This is a genomic window from Parapedobacter deserti, assembly GCF_042646065.1.
Classification (GTDB): domain Bacteria; phylum Bacteroidota; class Bacteroidia; order Sphingobacteriales; family Sphingobacteriaceae; genus Parapedobacter; species Parapedobacter deserti.
Genome location: NZ_JBHRTA010000004.1, coordinates 98,424 through 122,740, shown reverse-complemented (window position 1 = coordinate 122,740; position 24,317 = coordinate 98,424). Strand labels below are relative to the sequence as shown.

Genomic DNA, 24,317 nt, shown 5'->3' with positions numbered 1-24,317 from the left:
TTGCCGATAAACACTTAAAAAAACATATTTTTGTATCAGCACAATAAAAAGAGATTAATAATTAGATGTCAGAAGGTAAAAGCATAACGCTGCTGAAAGCAGCAAAAGAACTGAACATTGGTATAGGTACGGCTGTTGATTTTTTGGTCAAGAACGGCTACGATATTGAGTCGAAGCCAGGAACCAAACTGGACAGCGAAACCTATGGTGTTCTTCTAAGGGAGTTCCAAGGGGATAAAATCGTGAAGGAGGAAGCCAATCAAATCATTATTGGCAAAATTCGTCGTGAGGAGACTCCTGCTTCGGAACCGGTTGTGCAAAAAGCCCAGAAAGACACTGAAGCCGAGGAAATACTCATTAAGAATACAGGTGCATTTACTCCGGAAATGAGGCAGGTTCCTCATATGGAGAAGGATAAAGCACAAGAAAAGAATCTGGAAAAGGCTGAGGAGAAGCCACATCCTTCAGGCATGAAGATTGTCGGCAAAATTGATCTCGACAACCTTAGGGGGGGCAAATCGCAAAAAGATGCACCCAAGGAGCAGAAGGAAGCCCAGAAGGATGCCGGTAGCGAACAGAAAGCGGAGGAAAAGCCGCAAGAAAAACTGTCGGAAAAGCCGCAAGAGAAGCCGGAGGAAAAGCCGCAGGAAAAACCGGAGGAAAGGCAGCAGGAAAAACCACAGACGGTAGCGGAACCCAAGCAGGAGCAGCCGGCTGAACGAGAAGTTGCCGCTCCGCAGCCTCCTACGCCGCCACCCGCCCCTGAGGTCGCTAAACCGGAGCCGCAGAAACAGCCGGAACCTAAAGAAGGCACTCCTGCACGACAGGATGATGTGATACGCGCACGGGCGCAACGCTTATCGGGTCCAAATGTGGTAGGGCGGATCGACCTAACAGCACATCAGCCGAAGGAAAAGCCCGTAGCTTCCTCATCCAGTTCGTCGGGTGTTTCTCCCCATGACCATAAACGCAAACGGAAGCGCAAAGATAAGCCCGTGGGCCAGCGTCCGGGCGTTGGTGCGCCTGGGCAACAGGGAGGTCAGAAGGGCCGCCCCGATTTCAAGGGCAAACCAAGACCAGCGACTGGAAGTCGGGAGGAGCCAACGGAGAAAGAAATCCAGGATCAAATTAAGGCGACGCTTGCCCGTCTGAGTGGTGTGGGTAAGTCAGGGAAGTTTGCGCAACGTGCTAAACTCCGCCGCCAAAAAAGGGATGACATTGCTCATTCCGCTGAAGAGGCCGCTTTGGAACAGGAAATGATGTCCAAAGTGCTGAAAGTCACCGAATTCGTGACTGCAAATGATTTGGCAAACATGATGGGCGTACCGGTGACCCAAATTATAGCTACCTGCATGAGCCTTGGGCTTTTTGTGTCCATAAATCAGCGCTTAGATGCTGAAACAATAGCTATTGTGGCTGATGAATTTGGCTACGAAATTGAATTTGTCAAACCTGAAGACGAGGAAAATACCGAGCTTGAGGAACCTGATAAACCAGAAAACCTGATTCCAAGGGCGCCAATTGTGACGGTAATGGGGCATGTTGACCATGGTAAAACTTCGTTGCTTGACTACGTGCGCAAAACCAATGTAATTGCCGGAGAAGCGGGGGGAATAACCCAACATATAGGTGCATATGAAGTAACGCTTGATGGCGGCCGGAAAATCACGTTTCTCGATACGCCCGGTCACGAAGCATTTACTGCCATGCGTGCCCGGGGCGCAAAAATCACGGACATCGCAATCATTGTAATTGCAGCGGATGACAGCGTCATGCCACAGACGAGGGAAGCGATCAACCATGCGCAGGCCGCTGGGGTCCCTATTGTTTTCGCGTTCACGAAAATTGACAAGCCAGGGGCTAATACGGATAGAATCCGGGAGCAACTTTCCGCTATGAATATTTTGGTGGAAGATTGGGGAGGCAAATATCAATGTCAGGAAATTTCCGGTAAGACAGGGGAAAATGTAGATCTACTGCTCGAAAAAGTATTGCTGGAAGCCGAATTACTTGAATTGAAGGCCGATCCCCATAAACGTGCTGTAGGTTCGGTTATCGAGGCCAGCCTCGACAAGGGCAGAGGAAATGTTACTACCGTACTAATACAGGCCGGAACGCTCCGCGTAGGGTCTGCAATATTAGCAGGATCTCACAGCGGGAAGGTGAAAGCCCTGTATAATGAACGGGGGCAAAAAGTGTCTGAAGCGGGCCCCGCCACGCCGGTCCAGATATTGGGAATGTCTGGGGCACCCACAGCGGGGGATAAGTTCTATGAAATGGAAAGCGAGCCGGAGGCACGGCAGGTAGCTAACAAAAGACTGCAACTGCAACGTGAACAAGGGTTGCGTACCCAAAAGCATATTACCCTCGATGAAATCGGAAGGCGACTGGCGATTGGAAACTTCAAGGAACTTAACGTTATTGTCAAAGGTGACGTGGATGGATCCATTGAAGCACTATCTGATTCGCTGCTTAAGCTATCGACAGAAGAAATCCAAGTCAACGTAATTCATAAATCCGTCGGTCAAATTTCTGAATCGGATGTATTGCTCGCATCCGCGTCGGATGCGATTATCATCGGTTTCCAGGTGCGGCCGTCTACAGGAGCACGCAAGTTGGCCGAGCAGGAGCAAATCGACATCAGGCTATATTCAATCATATACGATGCGATCGACGAAGTAAAAGCGGCAATGGAAGGCATGCTCGAACCCAAATATGAGGAGAAAATTGTCGCCAATGTTGAAATCCGGGAGACCTTCAAGATTAGTAAAGTAGGTACTATCGCCGGTTGTATGGTGCTCGACGGAAAAATAAACCGAAACCATAACATACGGGTAGTCCGAGACGGCGTAGTGGTATATACGGGACACCTTGCGTCGCTCAAGCGATTCAAGGATGATGTGAAGGAAGTGTCTGCTGGCTACGAATGTGGATTGAACATTCAAAATTTCAATGATATTAAAGAAGGTGACATCATTGAGGCGTATGAGCAAGTAGAGGTGAAAAGGAAACTCTAGTTGTTCTACGATGTGGAAAAATATCATTAAAAGGCCATCTTAGCTTGTAGTGGACTTCGTGCAGCCTGTTAAGGAATAACAGGCTGCTTTTTTTATCCATTTCATTAGTTGACCTGTAATGATTAGTTGCCATGCATACGATTATAGAACCGTTTAGAATAAAATCGGTTGAGCCGATTTACTTTACCACACGCCAAGAGCGCATCCAAATCTTAAAACAAGCACACTACAACCCATTTTTGATTAAAGCCAAAGACGTCGTCATCGATCTGCTGACCGATAGCGGCACCAGCGCGATGAGCAGCGAACAATGGGCGGGAATAATGAGGGGCGACGAGAGCTATGCCGGAAGCGATAGTTTTTTCCGTTTCCAGCATGTGGTAAATGATATAACCGGTATGCCCTTTGTTATCCCCACGCATCAAGGCAGAGCATCTGAGAAAATTATTTTCACAATACTGGGGGGCAGGGGAAACTATGTCTTAAGTAATACGTTGTTCGATACGACCCGAGCCAATGTGGAGTTTTCCGAAGCAACGGGAGTCGATCTTCTTTGCGAAGCAGGCAGGGATCCTGCGTTAGAAGCGCCATTCAAAGGTAATATGGACACTGAGGCGTTGCTGTCGTTCATTGAAGAAAAAGGAGCAGCGGCCATCTCAATGGTCATGCTCACGTTAACAAACAATTCCGGAGGTGGCCAACCCGTAAGTATGGCAAATATAAGGGAGGTGAGTTCCATATGCAAGCAGTACGGTGTTCTGCTTTTTATCGATGCTTGTAGATTCGCTGAAAACGCATATTTCATCAAACTTCGGGAAGCAGGTTATGAAACCAAAAGTGTCATTGAAATCGCTAAAGAAATATTTTCTTACGCCGATGGCTGCACCATGAGTGCTAAGAAGGATGCGTTTGCAAACATTGGAGGTTTCATAGCTGTCCGGGATGAGCAGTTAACTGAAAAATGCAGGAACCTGTTGGTGATTACCGAGGGATTCCCCACCTACGGCGGGTTGGCGGGCCGTGATCTGGAGGCTATTGCCATCGGGCTGCGTGAAGTTATGAATGAAGACTATCTGAAATACCGCATAAGGAGCATTCAATATATCGGCGAAAAGCTTGATGTGTATAACATCCCGTATATCAAGCCCACCGGTGGGCACGCGGTTTATTTGGATGCCAAGCGTTTTATGGATCACATTCCCGTACACGAGTACCCTGGGCTCGCCTTATGCAGTGCGCTGTATGTCGAAGGAGGAATACGCGGTGTCGAAATCGGATCAGTGATGTTTGGTAAGCGAGCTGAGGATGGCAGCTTGATTTCTCCCCCAATGGAGCTGGTGAGGTTGGCCATTCCCAGACGGGTGTATACACAAAGCCACATGGATTATGTAACGGAAGTCGTTGCGGAAGTCTATAAACAGAGGCGCCGTTATCTTGGTTATCGGATTACGCATGAGCCGCCGTTTCTCCGGCATTTTACGGCGAGGTTTGAACCCGTATAATTCTGGCTCCGTAGTTGTAACGCGCATGTATGCTCACACAGCTATGATGTAATTACGCCTAAAAGTCTTATTAAATTTTGAGTTTACATAAAAAGGACTTATTTTCAGCCACCAATTTTTATTGATTATAGCTGAAATGTCTGTGAAGTCTGTATTTTTAGTAAGTTTAGTTCTACTGAACATCGCCATCGCTCAAGAAGATTCCAAACCTTATGCGCAGCATATTGAAGGCACTAACCTGGCTTTTACCATGCAGCCGATTCCCGGCGGAGAATATCTCAGGGGTAGCGAACAAGGCAAGGCGGATGAACGGCCTGTACACCAAGTAAAGTTGGATCCATTCTGGATGAGTACCCACGAAGTGACGTGGGATCTATACGAGCCATTCATGTACAAGGACTTTGAGTTGTCACGAAGCGGCGGTAGTGTGGCTCCAGAAGTGGACGCGGTGACACGACCCACAAAGCCCTACCTAGATATGACGTTCGGAATGGGGAAGGAGAATCACCCAGCATTGGGTATGACCCAATATAATGCCATCCAGTTCTGCAAGTGGTTGTACGTTCGTACCGGAGTATTCTACCGCCTCCCCACAGAGGCGGAGTGGGAATACGCCTGCCGGGCCGGCAGTACCACTGAATATCACTTTGGGGACGATCCATCACAGTTGGACGAGTATGCGTGGTATAAAGCAAACAGCGGAGCTAAAACTCACCCAGTGGGCGGAAAGCAACCGAATGCTTGGGGGCTTTATGACATGCATGGCAATGTTGCCGAGTGGACTTATGATCAGTACGTCGCGGATTTCTATCGGCAATTTGACGGCATTACTGCTAACAATCCAGTCGCAATACCCGAGAAACTCTATCCGCACAGCATTCGCGGCGGGTCATTCGAAGATGGGGCTGCCGATCTGCGATCGGCGGCACGTATGCCGTCTGACCCTTCTTGGAAGCAGATGGATCCTCAGATTCCTAAAAGCAATTGGTGGTTTCCCGAAGCACCTTTTATCGGAATTCGACTGGTAAGGCCGGTCAATGTGCCTTCCGAAGAGGAAATCCTAGCTTATTATGACAAAGCCCCAATTCAGGATTATTGATACACGCCAAAATATAGATCTAAAACATAACAGATGGATACAAAACGAGTAGGCGAGCAACGCCGTGAATTTTTAAAGACGTCTGCATTGCTGGCAGGCAGCGCAGTGCTGAGTGGAATGCCTTTTATGGGTGCGTATGCAGAAGGTGACGATGTGATCAAAGTAGCCGTTGTGGGCTGCGGCGGCCGAGGCACCGGGGCGGCTTTCGACGCCATTGCTTCAGGGGCTAACATAAGAATCGTAGCACTAGCGGACGCGTTCCGCGACAGGCTGGACGAGGCGTACACCAAATTGTCGGAGCGCCATGGAGATAAGCTGGATGTTACCGAAGATCGTAAGTTCGTGGGCTTCGATGCATACAAACAAGCTATTCCGTTGGCAGATGTGGTCATTCTGGCCACCTCACCAGGCTTTAGACCAATACATTTCGAAGAGGCCGTCCGGCTGGGCAAGCATGTGTTCATGGAAAAGCCGGTAGCTGTGGATGTGCCGGGCGTACGTAAAGTGCTTTCGGCGGCAGAAGAAGCCAAGCGGAAAAAGTTAAATGTGGTCGTTGGTTTGCAGCGCCGTTATCAAGCGAATTACCGGGAAACTATCAAACGTATTCAGGATGGTGCGATCGGTGATATTGTTTCCGGCCAGGTCTACTGGAACAGCGGTGGTGTATGGGTGCGGCCGCGTACGCAGGAACAGACCGAAATGGAATACCAGATGCGTAATTGGTACTATTTCAACTGGCTGTGCGGAGATCACATCGTCGAACAGCACGTGCATCAGCTCGATGTGGCAAATTGGGTAAAAGGCAGTTATCCGGTGTCGTTTCAGGGCACAGGCAGCCGCGCATGGCGGACCGGCAAAGAGCACGGCGAGATTTACGATAACCATTCGGTGGAGCTTACCTATGCTGATGGATCAGTGATATATAGCCAATGCCGGCATTTTGAAGGAACTTCCAACAGGGTGGATGAGACCTTTCAGGGTACGAAAGGTCGGGTTTTCCTGTCCGCTGGGAATGATGGCGCCCTTTGGGACTATAAAGGGAATGAACTGTTCAGCCATCCAAAACGCGGAAATCCCAATCCCTATCAGCACGAACATGTGGAGCTCTTTGACGCAATAAGCAAGGGAGAATACAAATTCGAAGACGCTGAATACGGTGCATATAGCACGCTAACAGGAATAATTGGTAGACTGGCTACGTATTCGGGTCAGGTAATCAAATGGGACGATGCGTTGAAGTCAAACATTGACCTGATGCCTGAGCGATTCGCGTGGGATGCCTTACCGAAAGTATTGCCCAACGAGGAAGGTTATTACCCTTATGCCATTCCAGGCCAAACAGTGGTGCTGTAGTGATAAAAAGATCGTTATTTTGGATGCTAAGCATAGGCTTTCCTGTGCTGCTGGCAGGTATTAAAAAAGGTGAATTGGAGCGGTATGTTTTATCAGGAACAGCTCAAGGGACTACCTATACGGTTACCTATTATGCTAACGATAAACTTGTCCATCGGGCTGAGATAGACAGCGTCCTCGCCGTAATTGACAGCTCGATGTCATTATACAAGCCTTATTCCCTGATCAATAAGATCAATGCCGGTGGCCGCGGAAAGTATCCAATCGACGAGCATTTTTTTCGGGTATTCACAAAATCGTTGGCGATACACAAAGACAGTAAGGGGATTTTCGATATTACTATAGCGCCGCTGACCAACCTTTGGGGGTTTGGGACAACAGAGATTGAGTTTTTTCCCGACAGTATCCAAGTGGATAAGGCCTTGGCTTGTGTAGGAATGGATAAGTTGCGGTTAAAGGGTCGACTGTTGGAGAAAAAGGAGCCCTGCGTGCAACTTGATATGAACGGCGTAGCGCAAGGGTATAGTGTGGATGTGTTGGCGGACTACCTCGAAGGCAAGGGAATTACCCATTACGTTGTGGAATTGGGTGGTGAATTGCGGGTAAAGGGGCCCAAGCCGGACGGTACGCCGGTGCGGATCGGAATAGAACGTCCAACAAGCGGAGACAGCGGTCCGCTAGCCATCAATGATGTGGTGGAAATAACTGAAGGCGCAATCACCACAGCAGGTAGCTATCGTAACTATATGCGAGACGGGAACCGGAAGGTTTCCCACCATATCAGTCCGACAACTGGATATCCGTTTAACACGGAAATCATCAGCGCCACCATTTATGCGAAGGATGCCGTAACAGCCGATGGTTATGACAATGTCATCATGGCTATGAATGCGGATGAAGCGATAACGTTTGTAAACCGGCGCCATGGTATGGAAGTTTTCGTGCTATACATAGATGAAAGCGGGAACGTGAGAGACACGATGAGTATGGGTTTCAGCAATATGATCACCAGCAAAACAAATAATCTGAACTAACATGAAAAGAGGCCAATTTATTCGCAACGCATTGTTGGCAACCGGGGCGGTTGTCAGCGGAAAAACGGTAAGTGCTTTTGAAAGAGAGATAAATGTAAAAGAAAACAAACCATTTAACTTGAACTATGGTCCGCATCACGGCCAATTCGAAAATCATGCGGGAAAAAACATCACTGACCAAATTCAGTTTATGTTTGACCAGGGCTTCAGAAGTATCGAAGACAATGGCTTTTCTCGGCGGACTGTCGAAGAACAAGAGCGTATAGGCAACCTCCTGGCGAAATTGGGAATGACCATGGGTGTCTTTGTCCTGGATAAGGGAGGCAACGGTGCAAACACATTGGCAGCTGGAAAACAGGAGCATGTGGATATCTTTCTGAAGGGGTGCCGCCAAGCAGTAGAACTTGCAAAGCGATGTGGCGGCAAATTCACAACGGTGGTGCCTGGCGATTTCGTCAGGAACTTGCCGTTGGATATCCAAACGGCCAACGTCATTGAGGCGCTGAGGCGTGGCGCAGAGATACTCGAACCTCATGGTATCGTGATGGTGTTGGAGCCGTTGAGTGATACACCGGATCTCTTCCTGCGAACATCCACCCAGACTTACCTTATTTGCAGAGGGGTGAACAGCCCGTCATGTAAAATATTATATGATGCATACCACATGCAGCGCAACGAAGGCGATCTGATTGCCAACATCGACCGTTGCTGGGATGAAATCGCGTATTTTCAGGTAGGCGATAATCCGGGCAGGCACGAACCTACCACGGGAGAAATCAATTATAGAAACGTATTTAAACACATCTATAACAAAGGCTATCGAGGCGTTGTAGGCATGGAACATGGCAAATCAACCAAAGGCAAGGAAGGGGAGGTGAAGTTAATTGCTGCTTATCGTGAAGTAGACAGTTTTTTAGCTTAAATGATGTTAATATAGTTGTAGTATTCGCCAATATATCCCATATTCGTCGCTGAATAAATAACATTTTCACTGTTTCGTTTTTGTATCGACTATGAACATAAGTATAAGAATCAAGTTGTCTTTTATGATGTTTCTCGAGTTTTTTATCTGGGGAGCATGGTTTGTGACATTGGGAAATTTTCTGCCAAATAATTTGCAGGCTTCTGATTTAGAGATATCCAATGTGTTCTCTACTCAGTCATGGGGTGCGATTATCGCGCCATTTATTATCGGCCTTATTGCTGATCGATATTTTAATGCCGAGCGCATTTTGGGGGTTTTACACCTCATAGGCGCGTTTTTGATGTATCAGATGCACCAAGCTCCAGACGTAGGGGTGTTCTATCCGTATGTGTTGGCCTATATGATCGTCTATATGCCTACCCTTGCCTTGGTCAATTCTGTTTCGTTTAGGCAGATGCCAAACCCCGAGAAGTCGTTTTCGGGTATCCGGGTATTTGGCACGATAGGATGGATTGTCGCTGGGTTAACGATTAGTTTCCTGGCATGGGACTCGCAGGAGGGTATCGCACAGGGATTATTGAGTAACACGTTTCTGATGGCCGCGGGAGCGTCCCTCGTGTTGGGCGTATTTAGTTTTACGCTCCCTAAAACTCCACCGGCTAAAAGAACTTCGGCTGAAAAAAGCAGTCTCTCTGAGATAATGGGTCTTGATGCAATCAAACTGCTGAATAACCGCAATTTTTTGGTTTTCTTCATTTCCTCAATCTTGATTTGCATTCCCCTGGCCTTTTATTACCAACTTACCAATAGGTTCCTGTCGGAAGTGGGGATGGAAAATGTTACCGGAAAAATGGCAATTGGGCAGATTTCAGAGGCGTTTTTCCTTTTGCTGTTGCCTGTGTTCTTTACCCGTTTCGGATTCAAAAAAACCATTATGGTGGGGATGTTAGCATGGGTAGTCCGATATGTACTCTTTTCCTATGGCGACGCGGGCGAACTCACGTTCATGCTTCTTATAGGTATTGCTCTTCATGGCATATGTTATGACTTCTTTTTTGTTTCCGGACAGATATATACCGATGCCAAGGCGGGTGAAAGATATAAAAGCTCGGCTCAAGGGTTGATCACATTAGCCACTTACGGAGTCGGACAGCTGATAGGATTTTGGGTGGCAGGGTACGTGAGTGAGTACTACCATGGCCTGAGAGATGGAAGCATCAATGAGTTCTGGCAGCAGGTATGGCTTATCCCCGCCGGTATTGCTGTGGCGGTGCTGTTGATCTTCACATTGCTCTTCAAAAACGAAAAAGTAGGAAAAGCTGAGACTCAAGCGCAAACGACGTGAGTGTTCCTGCAATAAATCAGCAAAAGTGAGGTCATAGAAGCAGAGGGTAACATTTAACAGGAATCTTTGTAACGAAAAAATAAACTGAAAAAACTAAATAATACAAATATGGCAGATAATGTATATGACGCGATCGTGATCGGGTCAGGGATAAGCGGGGGATGGGCTGCAAAAGAATTGACCGAGAAGGGGCTAAAGACCATCATGTTGGAGCGCGGACGTAATGTAGAGCACGTAAAGGATTATCATGCCTCGACTAAGCACCCGTGGGAGTTCCCTCACCGCGGCGGGCGTACCCAACAGATGATCGAAGATTACCCGGTATTGAGAAGAGACTATCCACTAAACGAAAAAAACCTCGATTTTTGGGTTAATGAAAAGGAAAGCCCTTACGTAGAAATAAAGCGCTTCGATTGGTATCGCGGCTATCACGTAGGGGGGCGGTCGCTAATGTGGGGGCGCCAAAGTTACCGGTTAGGTGACCTGGATTTTGAAGCCAACGCTAAGGATGGCCATGGGGTGGACTGGCCAATCCGGTATAAAGATATTGCCCCATGGTACAGCTATGCCGAAAAATGGGCAGGTATCAGTGGCAATCGCGATGGATTGGACGTATTGCCCGACGGTGATTTTCTGCCGCCCATGGAGATGAATGTGGTAGAAAAGGATTTGGCGGCTCGAATCAAAGCACATTACAATGGAAAAAGACACTTCATTATGGGCCGTGTGGCTAACCTTACAACGCCGCATGAAGGTCGAGTGAATTGTCAATACCAGAATCAATGCTGGTTGGGATGTAATTTCGGCGCATATTTCAGTACGCAATCCTCTACGTTGCCAGCTGCTGCGGCGACGGGAAATCTTACGCTTCGTCCTTTTTCCATTGTTACACGTATTCTGTATGACAAAGACACAAAAAGAGCAACGGGTGTTGAAGTATTGGACGCTGAAACCAACCAGACTTATGAGTACTTTGCAAAAATCGTTTTCGTTTGTGCGTCCGCTTTCAACTCTACATGGATACTGATGAATTCGGCAACCGACGTTTGGGACGGCGGACTGGGAAGCAGCAGCGGCGAGCTTGGCCACAATGCTATGGACCATCATTTCCGTTGTGGTGCTAGAGGAAGAATGGAAGGGTATGAAGATAAATACTACTATGGACGCAGGCCTACAGGGTTGTATATACCACGTTTTCGCAACGTCGGGGATGACAAGCGAGATTATATCCGTGGCTTTGGCTATCAGGGAGCGGCGAGCCGTGGGCGTTGGAGCGGAGAAGTTGCTGAAATGAGTATTGGAGGTGCGTGGAAAGATGCCATGTGTGAACCAGGCGAATGGTCGGTTGGTTTCACGGCGTTCGGAGAGATATTGCCGTATCACGAAAATCGGATCTTCCTAGACAAGAACGTAAAAGACAAATGGGGTCTGCCTGTCTTAGCTATGGATATGGAAATCAAAGAGAACGAAATGAAGATGCGAAAAGACATGATGGACGATTGTGCGGAAATGCTGGAAGTGGCCGGAGTGAAAGACGTGAGCACCTATGACAATGGTTATGGTTTTGGACAGGGTATCCACGAGATGGGCACAGCGCGAATGGGAAGAGACCCCAAAACCTCTGTGCTCAACGGAAATAATCAGGTATGGGACGCGTTAAATGTGTTTGTTACTGATGGCGCCTGTATGACATCCGGGGCATGCGTAAACCCTTCGCTCACGTATATGGCTTTGACAGCCCGTGCCGTTAACTTTGCCGTAGCGGAGTTGAAAAGTGGAAATTTATGAGCAGGAAACACAGGGTTTGTCGTTTCGCTGTAATAGCCGGCGTGATTACATCGGCGGCGAATGGGCGGAGCTCCGGTAAAACGTTGCCACGACACAAGGCAGAAAGTCGGATGGCCGACTTTAATTGACAATAAAAAAATTAAAATACGATAACATGAACAGAAGAGAAGCTTTGGCAAGGGTAGCTTGGATCATGGGGGGAGCCGTTGTTGGTGCCAATCTATTCTTAGAGGGGTGTACACGGAAGGCCGCAAAGGATGTCGAAGGTTTGTTTGAGCCAGCTACCGTGGATTTTCTCGGCGATGTGGCAGATACCATTCTACCACCGACAAGTAGTCCAGGTGCGAAAGAGGCAGGGGTAGGGGCTTTTATCCCGGTGATGGTCAAAGATTGTTACACAGATGAAGAACAGAAAACGTTCATCAATGGGCTTGACAAGCTGGAAAATGCAGCGGAAGAAAAGTTCGGCCGCGGATTTCAGGCATTAAATGCCGAAGAGCGCACCGCATTATTGGCGGAAATCGATAGAGAGGCTAAAACATATCAGCGCGAAAAAGCCGGAGATGATCCGGACCATTATTTCCATTTGTTTAAACAGCTAACGCTATTAGGTTTTTTTACCTCAGAACTGGGCGCAACTAAGGCGCTGCGATACGTACAGGTGCCGGGCAAATATATTGGGGACTACCCTTACAAAAAAGGAGACAAAGCATGGGCTACGTAGAACAGGGACTCTCTGTTCTACCTATTGCTTATTACCGCTTCACGGTCTACTTTCTTCAATACCTCTAAAACCGCCAATACCGCGTTGTAAAAAAAGTCGGGTTGGATACGTTCATAGGTGTCATTCGGCGTATGATAGTCTGCATGGTCCTCCACACCGAAGTATATAAATGGAATACCCGCCTGATGGAATACTGCGTGATCACTTTGCATAGTCCAGTCATCGCTACCACTGCCGGGTCTGTCGTGCCCTGTTTTCAGCATGACAGCAGGGTTTTCATAGGAGACGAAAGGTATTAAAAACGGATAATGATAGGTGCCGCAGGCATACAGTTCGTTGCGGTCACTGCGGCTCACCATGTCCAAATTGACGTTCAGCACGATGTGCTCAAGGGGAATCGGAGGCGCATGGACAAACGCCCTGGCACCGCGCAGCCCCATTTCCTCGGCATCAAATGCCGCGAAGATCAGCGTATGGTTTGGTCTGTGCTCGCTAAAATAGGCAGCCAGGGCCAACAAGGCTGCTACCCCACTGGCATTGTCATCCGCTCCGTAATAGATTTGGCCGTCGCGTTCACCGAGATGGTCATAATGCCCCGAGATGACAATGGCTTCTTTGCGTTTGCCGGGGATGCATCCGATGATGTTGTGGCCTTTTAGGCTGTCTGTTATTGCAAACCGATCAATGTACCTTTCATGAAATGACTTCAGGCTTAGTGCTTGGAATCGGGCGGTGATATAGTCAATCGCCTTCTGATGCCCTTCGGTGCCCGGCTTTCGGCCTGCAAATGCAGCGGATGATAATGTTCGGATGTCGTTTAACAACGTATCCCTGTTTATCGGCTGAGCTGCGGCGCACGAGCTGATTACATAGTAGAAAAAAGCAGCAATATAAATCTTAACCTTCATTGTCCGTCTCTTTTGCATTTCTTAAGGTGCGGTTTGGTTGCCACGTTGTCGTTCGTACACATTTTTTTGCCGTTTGCATGCTTTCACTTTTCGTTGGATGTTTAACCGCCTAACTTAGAGCCAGAAAAATTTAAATCACTGATTTATTAATTTTTAATCGCCTTGCCTGACATAGTATACAATGGGAAATAGCTTAGCAAATATACAACGAAATATTTTTTTGACCTACAGCCACGAGATTATCGGGGTCGCAATGAAGTGGCTATTGGAAAAGTATTTTCCAATGTCAATAATTGGTGAAGCACGGAACTTTCAGGAAACACTTAACGACTTACCGAAGAAAGAATACGACCTGGTAGTGTTAGATGCGGAGATCGCTGACAGCACCCATCTATTGGGTGTAGTCGAACACATTAAATCATTAAGTCCCAAAACTCGTATACTGATTTTTTCAGAGCTTGATGAGGCGATATATGGCCCCAAATACATTGCTTTTGGGACCAACGGATACCTGGCCAAGAATGCCGACATCGATAGTATCGTAGAGGCAATTAAAATCGCCCTTGATGGCGAAACAGAAGTGTATAAAAGGGATAAAATTGAGGAGACGTCAAATGAATTCGTCAAATCCAATTTGTCCGACACTCTATCCCAACGAGAAGCCCAGATTGCCGAACTACTGGTCAAGGGAACCACGCTTACGGAAATCAGCAAAAAGATCGGCCTTAGAGATACGACCATTAGCACCTATAAAAAGCGGATATTCGAGAAGGTGGGCGTCAAGACGCTATCAGATCTTATTGCCGTATGGAAAATTTATAAGTGATTTGAGTACGGCCACCTTTGTTTGCTAAATACCCATCCTTTCTAGTGTTTTGATGAAGATATTGTAGGCTTTATACTACATATCTTTCTGTTCACACACGTTTTCTTGTCGTTTGTGTACACCGAATTGACGTTCATCAACCTATTCGTTCTTTTTGTGCTGCAGAATTGATTTACATCTATTATCAAATTATTGGAAAGCGTGAATTCAAGCATTTTTAACATTGCCAAGAATGGGGTGGTCCCCAGTCTTAAAATTACAAAAGGTCATATGGATACGTCAACGTTTAACCGCATGATAGGGCGTGTATTAACTTTAGCACTGGTATTGGGATTGAGCATTGATGCCAAATCTCAGCAAGTTGAGGTTGCCGAATTGGACAAACAAATCACTCAACTAACTGAAGAGGAAGGTGAAGAGTTACGAAGCCTTTACTACGATTCGAATGCAAGTGTTTTTTACCGTTCAGATAAATCTGAACCCATTCAGGTGGGCAAGGGGCGGACGAAGGTAATCCATGTTGATGCCACAAGGTTACCTGTGCTTTCGAACGTGGATGGACCGTTTGTCAGTATGGTGGTTATAAACTTTGCAAGCGTAGGAGCTAACGGTTCATACTCGATTTCTGCTCACGACTTGGCAAATTTCCCATTATTGAAATTTGTGGTGTTTGTAGCCAACGGTGATGCGGTTGCTGAGCGGCTGGCAAGGAGCAGCGTAAAGGACCTTACCGGAGATGAATCGTATTCCATACTTTATAAGTCAGTAATCCAGGCCAACTAAGCCGATAATAATAACTAACCTACTTCTCATGGAGAATATTTACAGAGCTTTTAACCAGCAGCGAACGATATTTATTGGTGTACTCTTGTTACTTTTAGGTTCGTTTGCCTTCCCGGACGGGGCTGCTGCCCAGGTCAGAAAACCGTTTACCCAGCGTCCATCCAACCACCCGGACAACTTGGTCAATGGCCAGCCGATTAAAAAAATCTATAATGTCAAGGGTGATTTTGCGATGATCGGCAATACCAATATGCGGCGCACGGACGAAACAGATGGCGACAACAGTAACCAGCGAATGAAATTTGTCAATGTCGACGGCAACATGATAAATTCATCTGCTGCAACGTTGCAGTTGCCGGCAGGCATAGATCCAAATTGCACCAACATTGTGTTTGCGGGTTTGTATTGGAGTGGACGGGCCAATACAGATGATATGAACGTGAGGTCATCCTCCAAGATCGAGTATTCATACAATGACATTCCTGCCAATCATCACAATCAAACTATTGGCAACTATACGCGTGCTATTGCCTATACCAATTACCGTTTTGCGATCAGCGAAAACGGAGATGAAAGGATCTATACGTTTTCCTCGACCGTTCCCGGGCAGCCGACCGTTCAATTCAAAAGGGAAAAGCACCGAGGCAGTCCCATTACCTATCGGTTGGGAACGACAGGTACTTGGCTAATCCCTGCGGACGGGCAACAGAGCAGTGATGACGGGATCACTCAGACCCTCGACGTGCCTTTTGTTATTTTTGACGGTGGTGCCAATGGGGCCAAGTTATCACTCGATCAGATTGCTTATCGCAACAGTTCCTCGTTGCGTATATCGGTCACCGGCAAGTATGAAGTTGAAAACGAGGTGCCGGTATATTTGAGTAAGCGAAAGGTCAAAATAAAAGGTCCGGGCGCAAGTCAATATACCGAATTCGAGGCGAATGTAAACGATATCCGGTATAATAATATTTCTGGTGAAGACAATAACCAGATGTATGCTGGCTACGTTGAAATTACGGATTATGTCAAAAACAATCGGTTCGGTGAATACACCGTTGCGGATCTAGCACTTTTCGAAGGACATGGTGGGGCGGCCGGTTACTACGGCGGCTGGGGAATGGTAGTCATTTATGAAAATCCAACGATGAAGTGGCGGGATGTCACCATTTTTGATGGCTTTGCCTATGTAGCGGGAAGTGTTACCGAAGACTATACCATAGATCTGCAAGGATTTCAAGCTGTTGAAAATGGACCTGTAAACGTTACGCTGGGAATCATGGCGGGCGAAGGTGATCGAAATATTGGTGAGCCATCTGCGCCGGACTATTTCGAGATAGCCACGGCGGCGACATACATGAATGCGAGCCCCACTTGGGAACGGTTGAGCCATGCCGGAAAACCTGAATATAACTTTTTCAATTCATCAATTTTTACCGGTGATAATCCCCGAAATCCAACACTGACAAACAATGTGGGTGTGGATATCTCCCGGTTTGATATTGCTAATACCGACAATGCAATTATCGGCAATAACCAGACCGGAACCAAGTTTCGGTACGGAACCAACCAGGATACGTATATTATATATAATATAACGTTTGCTGTGGATGCCTATATCCCTGAGGTAGAGCCAGAGAATACCTTGACCGCTGTTGATGGCGTTCCGGTTCCCGATCAACATAGTCCCAGCTTAGAGCTGAATCCGAATGAGGAGCTGACGTTTACATTGACGATCAAGAATACAGGTGCGGAGCCAATCAACAATGCAGTTGTTAATATCCCTATGCCTTATACCGGAACGTATGTTTCCAGCGCTGGTGTAGGCCATAATGGACTTGTGCCGAGTGGAGAGCCATCCTTTAATCCATTAACCGGAATATTGACTTGGGATCTCGGCGTGCTACCGAAGCTGGCGGATCCTAATGCAGTATTGGCAACACTTACATATAACGTACGGGTTACCGATGACTGTTACATCTTGACAAATAGCGGCTGTCCGGCTTATGTAATTGTTGACGGAAGCGTTAGCGGTACTGGGGCAAATTCGGGTGCGAGTTTAGGTGACGCTGGTAACTTTATCTTTGGAAAGACCAACGGCGGCGCGAGTTGTGAGAACTCGCCGATTACTTCGCCGACCCCCATAAAAGTGAACCCGGGGGCGGAATGCGCTGGAAATGAATTCGAGAACAGAACGATTTTGTTTTGTGAAAGCGAAGTAGTAGACGGTGAAATACCGGTATCCATCATCCGTAATCAATTCCCGGCAGGAACGCGGTTCTATTCGGACATAGATCCGGAGACTTTTCAAGGAATAGGCACAGAGTACAACAACGATAATCCGTTCACTGGAACGCCCGGGTCTGAGGTTACATATTACGGCATTCCACCGCGTGGTGAGGGAAGCACCTGCTATTTCATATTTAAGATAGCGGTTATGAGTATCTCGGGTACGCCGGAAATCACCGACCCAAACTATTGTGTGGGAGATGAAGCGTCGCTATTGAATGAAATGGCAGAGGTTACGTCGGAGGGATATCAGCTGTTCTTCTACGAGACAGAAACGGCTACTTCGCCGATTGACGGGTCTGTTCGGCCTTCCACCGATGAACCTGGCGTAATCACTTATTGGGTTGCTCAAGGTACACCCACATGTATCGGAGAGCGCGTACCGCTTACGATCACCATACACCCCAGGCCTGAAATCATCGATCAACCGATCGATATAACGATTTGCGAAGGGGAGACGGGATCGGTTTCCGTTACCGCTGCGGGCGAGGAGCTTAGCTACACGTGGCAGTATTATGATAGTAATGAAGGCGCCTGGCAGAACCTAACAAGCGGTACACCGTTTCCTGAGGTAACCATAGATGGACCTACAGCTACGCTCGCAAATGCGGACACGATTTTCAACGGTGGACGCCTTCGGGTCATTGTATCGGGCAAGGGCGATTGTGAAGTTGTCTCAAACGAGGTAACGGTGACGGTGACGAGTATTCCGGCCCCTACGACGGACAAGGTCACGCAGGAGTTTTGTCAAATCGATGTGCCGACGGTCGGCGACCTGATTGTTGAAGGTACCGATATCAAATGGTACGACGTCGAAACGGGCGGTGACCCGCTCGATGTGGCGACCGTTTTAATCGATGGGGTCACCTATTATGGCACACAAACGGTAGATGGCTGTGAAAGCGTCGAACGCCTGGCCGTTACGGTCTTATTGAATTCGATCGATGGCGGTGAAATTTCTGGAAGTCAAACGGTTTGTCTGGGAACAACACCTGCGATAATAACCTCTTTGACTCCTGGAACCGGTTCCGGTGATATCGTCTATCGCTGGGAATCCAGTATCGACGATGGCACAACCTGGAGCCCTATTCCAGCTGTTTCAGGCGAGCAACATTCGCCGTCTACACTCACACAGACAACTTCGTTCCGCCGTATAGCCACCTCAATCTTAAATGGCGTGGAATGTACAGCGTATTCGAATGCAGTTCTGGTCACGATCAATAACGATTGTGCAATTACTTCCAGAAAAGACGTTACTGATGCAAACGGCGACGGACTGGCGAATGCTGGGGAACAATTAACCTATACAATTGCGGTAAATAACACTTTTGATCGGGATGTTACGGTAAATATCGTAGATCAGATACCCGCTCATACAGTATATCTAAGCAACACAACTGGTGGAAATTATGCCGCTGCTGCTAATGAAATTACTTGGAATGATCTAGTTGTCCCGGCCGGTACGGAAATTTCTGTGTCGTTCATTGTTGAGGTGGTTGATAACTTAACAGGCGTCTCAGTAATTCAGAATATAGCGGTTGTAACCGGTGAGGTCATCGAAACTCCACAGACGCCGGCGGTAGATATCGATACGGACCCGGTGAAATCATTCACCTCGTCCAAGGCTGCCGACAAGCAGTCGGTGAGCGCGGGCGACGAGCTGACTTACACGATCACGGTGACCAACACGGGAGATGTGGACTACGGGGGCATCGCCATCGAGGACGCAATACCTGCGAACACGGTCTATAAGGAAGGCAGCGCAAGCGCCGGTGCGGCCATAAGCGGCAACACACTTAGCTGGACGGTCGATGTGCCGTTTGGCGAGAGCCGTGCGGTTAGCTTCACGGTAGTTGTAGCTGAAAACCTGACGGGCGTGGAAGCGATCCGCAATGTCGCTGTGGTTACGGGCGACGATCCGGAGACGCCGGAAGAGCCGGAAGTGGAGACGCCTACGGACCGTGTGAAATCATTCACCTCGTCCAAGGCTGCCGACAAGCAGTCGGTGAGCGCGGGCGATGAGCTGACTTACACGATCACGGTGACCAACACGGGAGATGTGGACTACGAGGGCATCGCCATCGAGGACGCAATACCTGCGAACACGGTCTATAAGGAAGGCAGCGCAAGCGCCGGTGCGGCCATAAGCGGCAACACACTTAGCTGGACGGTCGATGTGCCATTCGGCGAGAGCCGTGCGGTTAGCTTCACGGTAGTTGTAGCTGAAAACCTGACGGGCGTGGAAGCGATCCGCAATGTCGCTGTGGTTACGGGCGACGATCCGGAGACGCCGGAAGAGCCGGAAGTGGAGACACCTGTTACTTCAGACAGGCGATTCGAATCAAGCAAAACGGTATCCGATGCAACTGGCGACGGAAAAGCACAGGCCGGCGAGGAGCTTTTATACACAATTACCGTTAGAAATACCGGCACGGAAGATTACAACGGTATTACCATTGAGGATGAAATCCCTGCATATACTACATACGTAGCGGGCAGCGCCACCCACAACGCGACATTTAGTAACGGTAAACTCACTTGGCTCATTAACGTCGGTTATGGTCAGGAAGTCTCTGTAAGCTTCGAGGTGCAAGTAATAGCAGATCTGGAAGGCACAGAAGTTATCCGAAACATCGCCACGGTCACTGGAGGTACCCCGGAGAATCCAGAGGTAGAACACCCTGAATCTCCTGAAATTCCGGTGATTACCGGACCTGTCGCCCACAACGACGAGGCAGATACGGAGCAAGGAGAACCAGTAACAATAATAGTGATTGACAATGATGAAGCTGGAAACAGCCCGATCGTTCCGGCATCAGTTCGGTTAGTTGATCCACTTACCGGCGATAAGGTGATGTCCGTAGCCATTGAAGGAGAAGGGGTATATGCCGTCGGCGCGGACGGAAACGTAGTGTTCACTCCCGAAGCCGGTTATGTAGGAACGAGTACGGTCAATTATACCGTAAAAGACGAAAACGGATTGGAATCAAATGAGGCCACTATCTCGGTAACTGTCGAAGGCGTAGCCGCTGAAGTGGCGCCGACAGCAGTAGATGATCATGCAACAACCCAATACGGCCAACCTGTCACCATAGCAGTACTGAACAACGACCAGCCGGGAAGTAGCCCGATTGCACCGTCCACAGTTCGGTTATTGGACGCGAACGGCAATCGCGTTAGCACAGTTACCATTCCAGGGGAAGGGCGATACGAAGTAAATGCCCAGGGCATTGTAACCTTTACGCCCGCTGATGGTTTTACCGGTACAAGCACCGTCCACTATGAAGTAAGTGATGAGAATGGACTGGTGTCTAATGTAGCCAACATTTCAGTCACCGTCGGTACCCGGCCATTCAAGATACCAAATGTATTTACGCCAAATGGCGACGGCCGGAACGATGTGTTCGAAATCGTAGGGCTCGAAGCCTTCGATCGCGTGGAAATCACGGTAGTGAATCGCTGGGGAAATGAAGTGTACCGGAACAGTAACTACCGGAACAATTGGGATGGTCAAGGCCTGAACGAAGGTACCTACTACTATGTGATTATTTTACATGAGGGTGGCCGGCAGGAAAGGCATGCTGGATGGGTGTTAATTAAACGCCAATAACTTAAAAAAATATTTAATCTGCAATCAGGACAGTATATCCCAGCCTCAACATTGAGGCTGGGTGTAAACTCCAAAACAATAACTATGAAGCATATCATAAAATCAGCGGTATTGGTGATCGGCATGGGGATGGTGTGGCAGGCGCGCGCCCAACAAAACATCCAATTCACGCAATACATTTTTAACTCGATGAGCGTAAACCCGGCTTATACCGGGTATAAGGAGGAGTGGTTTGGGCAATTGGGTTTACGTAGCCAATGGGTGGGGCTTGAAGGCGCGCCTCAAACGGGTTTGCTATCTATTGATGGTATCGTAGATCCGTTGAACAAACGGCACGGCGTAGGACTTCAGATCACGGCGGATAAACTGGGGCCGCAATCGGCAACGTCAGCATACGCTAATTACGCATTCCGTCTTCGGTTGAATGAAGAAGATACTCAGCGGCTAAGTTTCGGTATCGGCGCTGGTGTAACACAGTATAGTCTGGACGGCGCAATATTGGATCCCATAGACGGCAGCGACCAGGTTGTCCCAGCCGGAAAAATCAGCAATTGGGTGCCCGACATCCGTTTTGGCGTCTACTACTACAATCCGAGGTGGTACGCAGGGGTATCTCTAATGGACCTGCTTTCGGGCGATCAAAGCAACAATATCTTCCGCTGGGACAATACAACCACGGATAACATACGGCGTAAGCGGCACCTTTATTTTATCGGCGGCGCATTGTTCGACCTTTCGCAGGGATTGAAGCTCCGCCCGAGCTTGTTGGTAAAGGAAGATTTTCAAGGGCCTACGAGTTTGGATCTGAATGCAATGTTTATATTCGGCGAGCGATTTTGGCTCGGCGCAGGATGGCGTACCGGCGTGACGGTTTTCGAACGGACGTATAACCGGGTGAGCGGAAATAGCCTCAGCGGTCGTAATTCATTCTCTGCAGTCACGCAGCTATACGTTACCGATGCGCTGCGGATCGGTTACTCATACGATTACATCGTAAGCAGGCTTTCGAATGTTCAGAACGGATCGCACGAGGTGACGTTGGGAATAACGTTTGGCGCGAAAGGACAGCGTATTTTAAGTCCGAGGTTTTTCTAAGCTTACAATTGTCATAAATATGAAAAAGAATTACCTAGTAATAGTAATAGCCGCGCTGATGTCGTTCATCGATATCAGTGTCGCACAGGAGCAACCCAGCTTACGAGACCGGGCGGATGAGTTATACAGACGCTACGAGTACGCGAATGCAGCGAAATTATATGTGAAACTTGTCGATACACGTAAACCGCGCTTGCAGGACCTGGAACGCTTAGCAGATAGTTATTGGAAAATGAAGGATTATGAGGCGGCTGAGAATTGGTATGCACGGGTTGTTGAGCAAGATGAGAGTTCTCCAGGTAACCTACTCCGATACGGAGAAGTCCTCAAAGTCAATGGCAAATATGCTGAAGCGAAGCGTCAACTGGAAGCTTACGCCGCAAAGACAGGCAATGCGTCAGACGTAGCTGTGCAATTGGCCGGATGTGATTCCGCGATACGCTGGATGGCGTCACCCACTTCACACAACCTCCGCAACGAAGCCGACGTAAATACGGCCAATTCGGAATTTTCGGTTTTCCCGGTAGGGGATGAGGTATACTATACCGGAGAGCCGACCGGTCAGTCTTTAAATGATACCTATGGTTGGACCGGCAATGCATTTTTGCGCGTTTACACCGCGCCGTTGTCTTCAGCCGGCACACTCGGTACACCATCGCTTACCGAGCGCATCAACAGTGAAAAATACCATGTCGGACCAGTTTCAGCAGCGAAAGACGGCAATACCCTTTACGTGACACGCACACACACAGGCAAGGACGGCATGCGGCAAAAAGAAGGGAAACGCCGGTTTACTACCCATACATTGGAACTTTTCATCTACCGCTTAGAAAGCGGCGTCTGGGTAGAAGAGCCCTTTGCCTATAACAATGCAAAGGAATATTCTGTAGGGCATGCCGTGTTGTCACCTGATGAGCATGTGCTTTACTTTTCAAGTGACATGCCCGGTGGTCACGGCGGCACGGATATTTGGTACAGTGAACGGCAGGCTGATGGGACATGGGGAAGCCCGGTAAATGCGGGAGCAACAATTAACAGTGCAGGGGACGAATTATTCCCCAACATAGCGCCTGATGGTACGTTGTATTATGCGAGTGATGGATTCGCTGGAATGGGCGGATTGGACATATTCCGTGCGTCGGGGGACAGAGCGCAATGGAGCAAACCGGAAAATCTTAGGTATCCAATTAACAGTGCTTCCGACGATTTTGCCTACCTGATATATCGTGAGGACGAGGCTGCTTACCGTGGGTTCCTGTCCTCAGATCGGCGTGGAGGGAAAGGTGGAGATGATATCTACTCGTTTTCATTAGAAAAGCCGAAAATCATCATTATCCTTAGCGGTACTACAGCTGACAAGGCATCTGGCGAACGGTTACCTGCGACAGCTGTAACGCTTTACGATGGCGTTCGGACGATCGTCGCAAAAAAGAACAGCAGTGATGCGGGTACGTTCGAGTTCGTGCTCGATCGCGACCGTGATTATACCGTTTTGGGACAGAAAGAAGGTTACCATGCCGACTCAGCTAAAGTCAGTACTCGGGGAATTACCCAGTCGGATACCCTGGAAGTCGCGCTTTTACTTGAACCGATTTTTACAGTGGGGAAGACATTTGAATTAGAGAATATCTATTATGATTTCGATAAACACAACATTCGTCCGGATGCAGCAGCCGTATTGGATGAACTGGTTCGCACCTTGCGAGACAACCCAACGTTGAAAATCGAGCTTTCCAGCCATACCGATAGCCGCGGCAGCCATGCATACAACGAAGGACTGTCGCAACGGCGGGCACAGTCAGCGGTTGACTACCTGGTAAGCCGCGGCATCGCACGCGAGCGCATGGTGGCCAAAGGTTATGGAGAAACGCGGCTGGTAAATCACTGTGCCGACGGCGTACCGTGCTCGCGTGAAGAGCATCAAGCCAACCGGCGGACAGAGATCACCGTATTGGCATACTAATATTCATATTGACCTAAAAATCAAAGGGCAGCCGAAGCGGCTGCCCTTTGTGCTTTAAA

The 24,317-nt window shown here is 48.3% G+C and carries 15 protein-coding genes; 14 read left to right on the top strand and 1 reads right to left on the bottom strand.

Translation table 11 applies throughout. The features are described 5' to 3' along the window. Nucleotides 1-65 precede the first annotated feature (65 nt). The 9 genes from infB to ACFOET_RS01165 all read left to right on the top strand — a co-directional run bounded on the left by infB (nucleotide 66) and on the right by ACFOET_RS01165 (nucleotide 12,787). Entirely contained in the window at nucleotides 66-3,017 is a 2,952-nt protein-coding gene (gene infB, locus ACFOET_RS01205; protein ID WP_379018725.1) for a translation initiation factor IF-2, read from the top strand. A gap of 131 nt (nucleotides 3,018-3,148) precedes the next feature. Continuing rightward, nucleotides 3,149-4,519, top strand: a complete 1,371-nt coding sequence (locus ACFOET_RS01200) for a tryptophanase (RefSeq protein ID WP_379018723.1) — start codon at nucleotides 3,149-3,151, stop codon at nucleotides 4,517-4,519. A gap of 136 nt (nucleotides 4,520-4,655) precedes the next feature. Then, nucleotides 4,656-5,618, top strand: coding sequence for a formylglycine-generating enzyme family protein (locus tag ACFOET_RS01195; RefSeq protein ID WP_379018721.1), 963 nt, complete (start codon nucleotides 4,656-4,658; stop codon nucleotides 5,616-5,618). Nucleotides 5,619-5,651: 33 nt separating this feature from the next. Continuing rightward, a complete protein-coding gene (locus ACFOET_RS01190) occupies nucleotides 5,652-6,971 on the top strand; it encodes a Gfo/Idh/MocA family protein (protein ID WP_379018719.1) in 1,320 nt (439 codons plus the stop codon). Between the two features lie 23 nt (nucleotides 6,972-6,994). Further along, entirely contained in the window at nucleotides 6,995-8,005 is a 1,011-nt protein-coding gene (locus ACFOET_RS01185) for an FAD:protein FMN transferase (RefSeq protein WP_379018717.1), read from the top strand. Nucleotide 8,006: 1 nt separating this feature from the next. Then, on the top strand, nucleotides 8,007-8,927 hold the full coding sequence (locus ACFOET_RS01180) for a hydroxypyruvate isomerase family protein (protein ID WP_379018715.1): 921 nt from the start codon (nucleotides 8,007-8,009) through the stop codon (nucleotides 8,925-8,927). Nucleotides 8,928-9,018: 91 nt separating this feature from the next. Continuing rightward, on the top strand, nucleotides 9,019-10,275 hold the full coding sequence (locus tag ACFOET_RS01175; RefSeq protein ID WP_379018713.1) for a nucleoside permease: 1,257 nt from the start codon (nucleotides 9,019-9,021) through the stop codon (nucleotides 10,273-10,275). 108 nt (nucleotides 10,276-10,383) lie between these two features. Then, a complete protein-coding gene (locus ACFOET_RS01170) occupies nucleotides 10,384-12,063 on the top strand; it encodes a GMC oxidoreductase (RefSeq protein ID WP_379018711.1) in 1,680 nt (559 codons plus the stop codon). A 154-nt stretch (nucleotides 12,064-12,217) separates the two neighbouring features. Beyond that, on the top strand, nucleotides 12,218-12,787 hold the full coding sequence (locus tag ACFOET_RS01165) for a gluconate 2-dehydrogenase subunit 3 family protein (RefSeq protein ID WP_379018709.1): 570 nt from the start codon (nucleotides 12,218-12,220) through the stop codon (nucleotides 12,785-12,787). A 17-nt stretch (nucleotides 12,788-12,804) separates the two neighbouring features. Here ACFOET_RS01165 and ACFOET_RS01160 read toward each other — a convergent pair whose 3' ends face one another. Further along, the gene (locus ACFOET_RS01160; protein ID WP_379018707.1) at nucleotides 12,805-13,695 is read right to left on the bottom strand and encodes a M20/M25/M40 family metallo-hydrolase; all 891 of its coding nucleotides are present in this window, start codon (nucleotides 13,693-13,695) and stop codon (nucleotides 12,805-12,807) included. Between the two features lie 181 nt (nucleotides 13,696-13,876). Between ACFOET_RS01160 and ACFOET_RS01155 the strand changes: the two genes are divergently transcribed. The 5 genes from ACFOET_RS01155 (at nucleotide 13,877) to ACFOET_RS01135 (ending at nucleotide 24,258) form a co-directional block, all read left to right on the top strand. Then, entirely contained in the window at nucleotides 13,877-14,521 is a 645-nt protein-coding gene (locus ACFOET_RS01155; RefSeq protein WP_379018705.1) for a LuxR C-terminal-related transcriptional regulator, read from the top strand. A gap of 270 nt (nucleotides 14,522-14,791) precedes the next feature. Beyond that, on the top strand, nucleotides 14,792-15,304 hold the full coding sequence (locus tag ACFOET_RS01150; RefSeq protein ID WP_379018703.1) for a hypothetical protein: 513 nt from the start codon (nucleotides 14,792-14,794) through the stop codon (nucleotides 15,302-15,304). 28 nt (nucleotides 15,305-15,332) lie between these two features. Continuing rightward, nucleotides 15,333-21,200: a DUF7927 domain-containing protein gene (locus ACFOET_RS01145; RefSeq protein WP_379018701.1), complete on the top strand. Its 5,868-nt coding sequence runs from the start codon at nucleotides 15,333-15,335 to the stop codon at nucleotides 21,198-21,200. An 84-nt stretch (nucleotides 21,201-21,284) separates the two neighbouring features. Continuing rightward, a complete protein-coding gene (locus ACFOET_RS01140) occupies nucleotides 21,285-22,295 on the top strand; it encodes a PorP/SprF family type IX secretion system membrane protein (protein ID WP_379018699.1) in 1,011 nt (336 codons plus the stop codon). A gap of 19 nt (nucleotides 22,296-22,314) precedes the next feature. Beyond that, nucleotides 22,315-24,258 (top strand): OmpA family protein, encoded by a 1,944-nt coding sequence (locus ACFOET_RS01135; protein WP_379018697.1) that lies wholly within the window; start codon nucleotides 22,315-22,317, stop codon nucleotides 24,256-24,258. Nucleotides 24,259-24,317 lie beyond the last annotated feature (59 nt).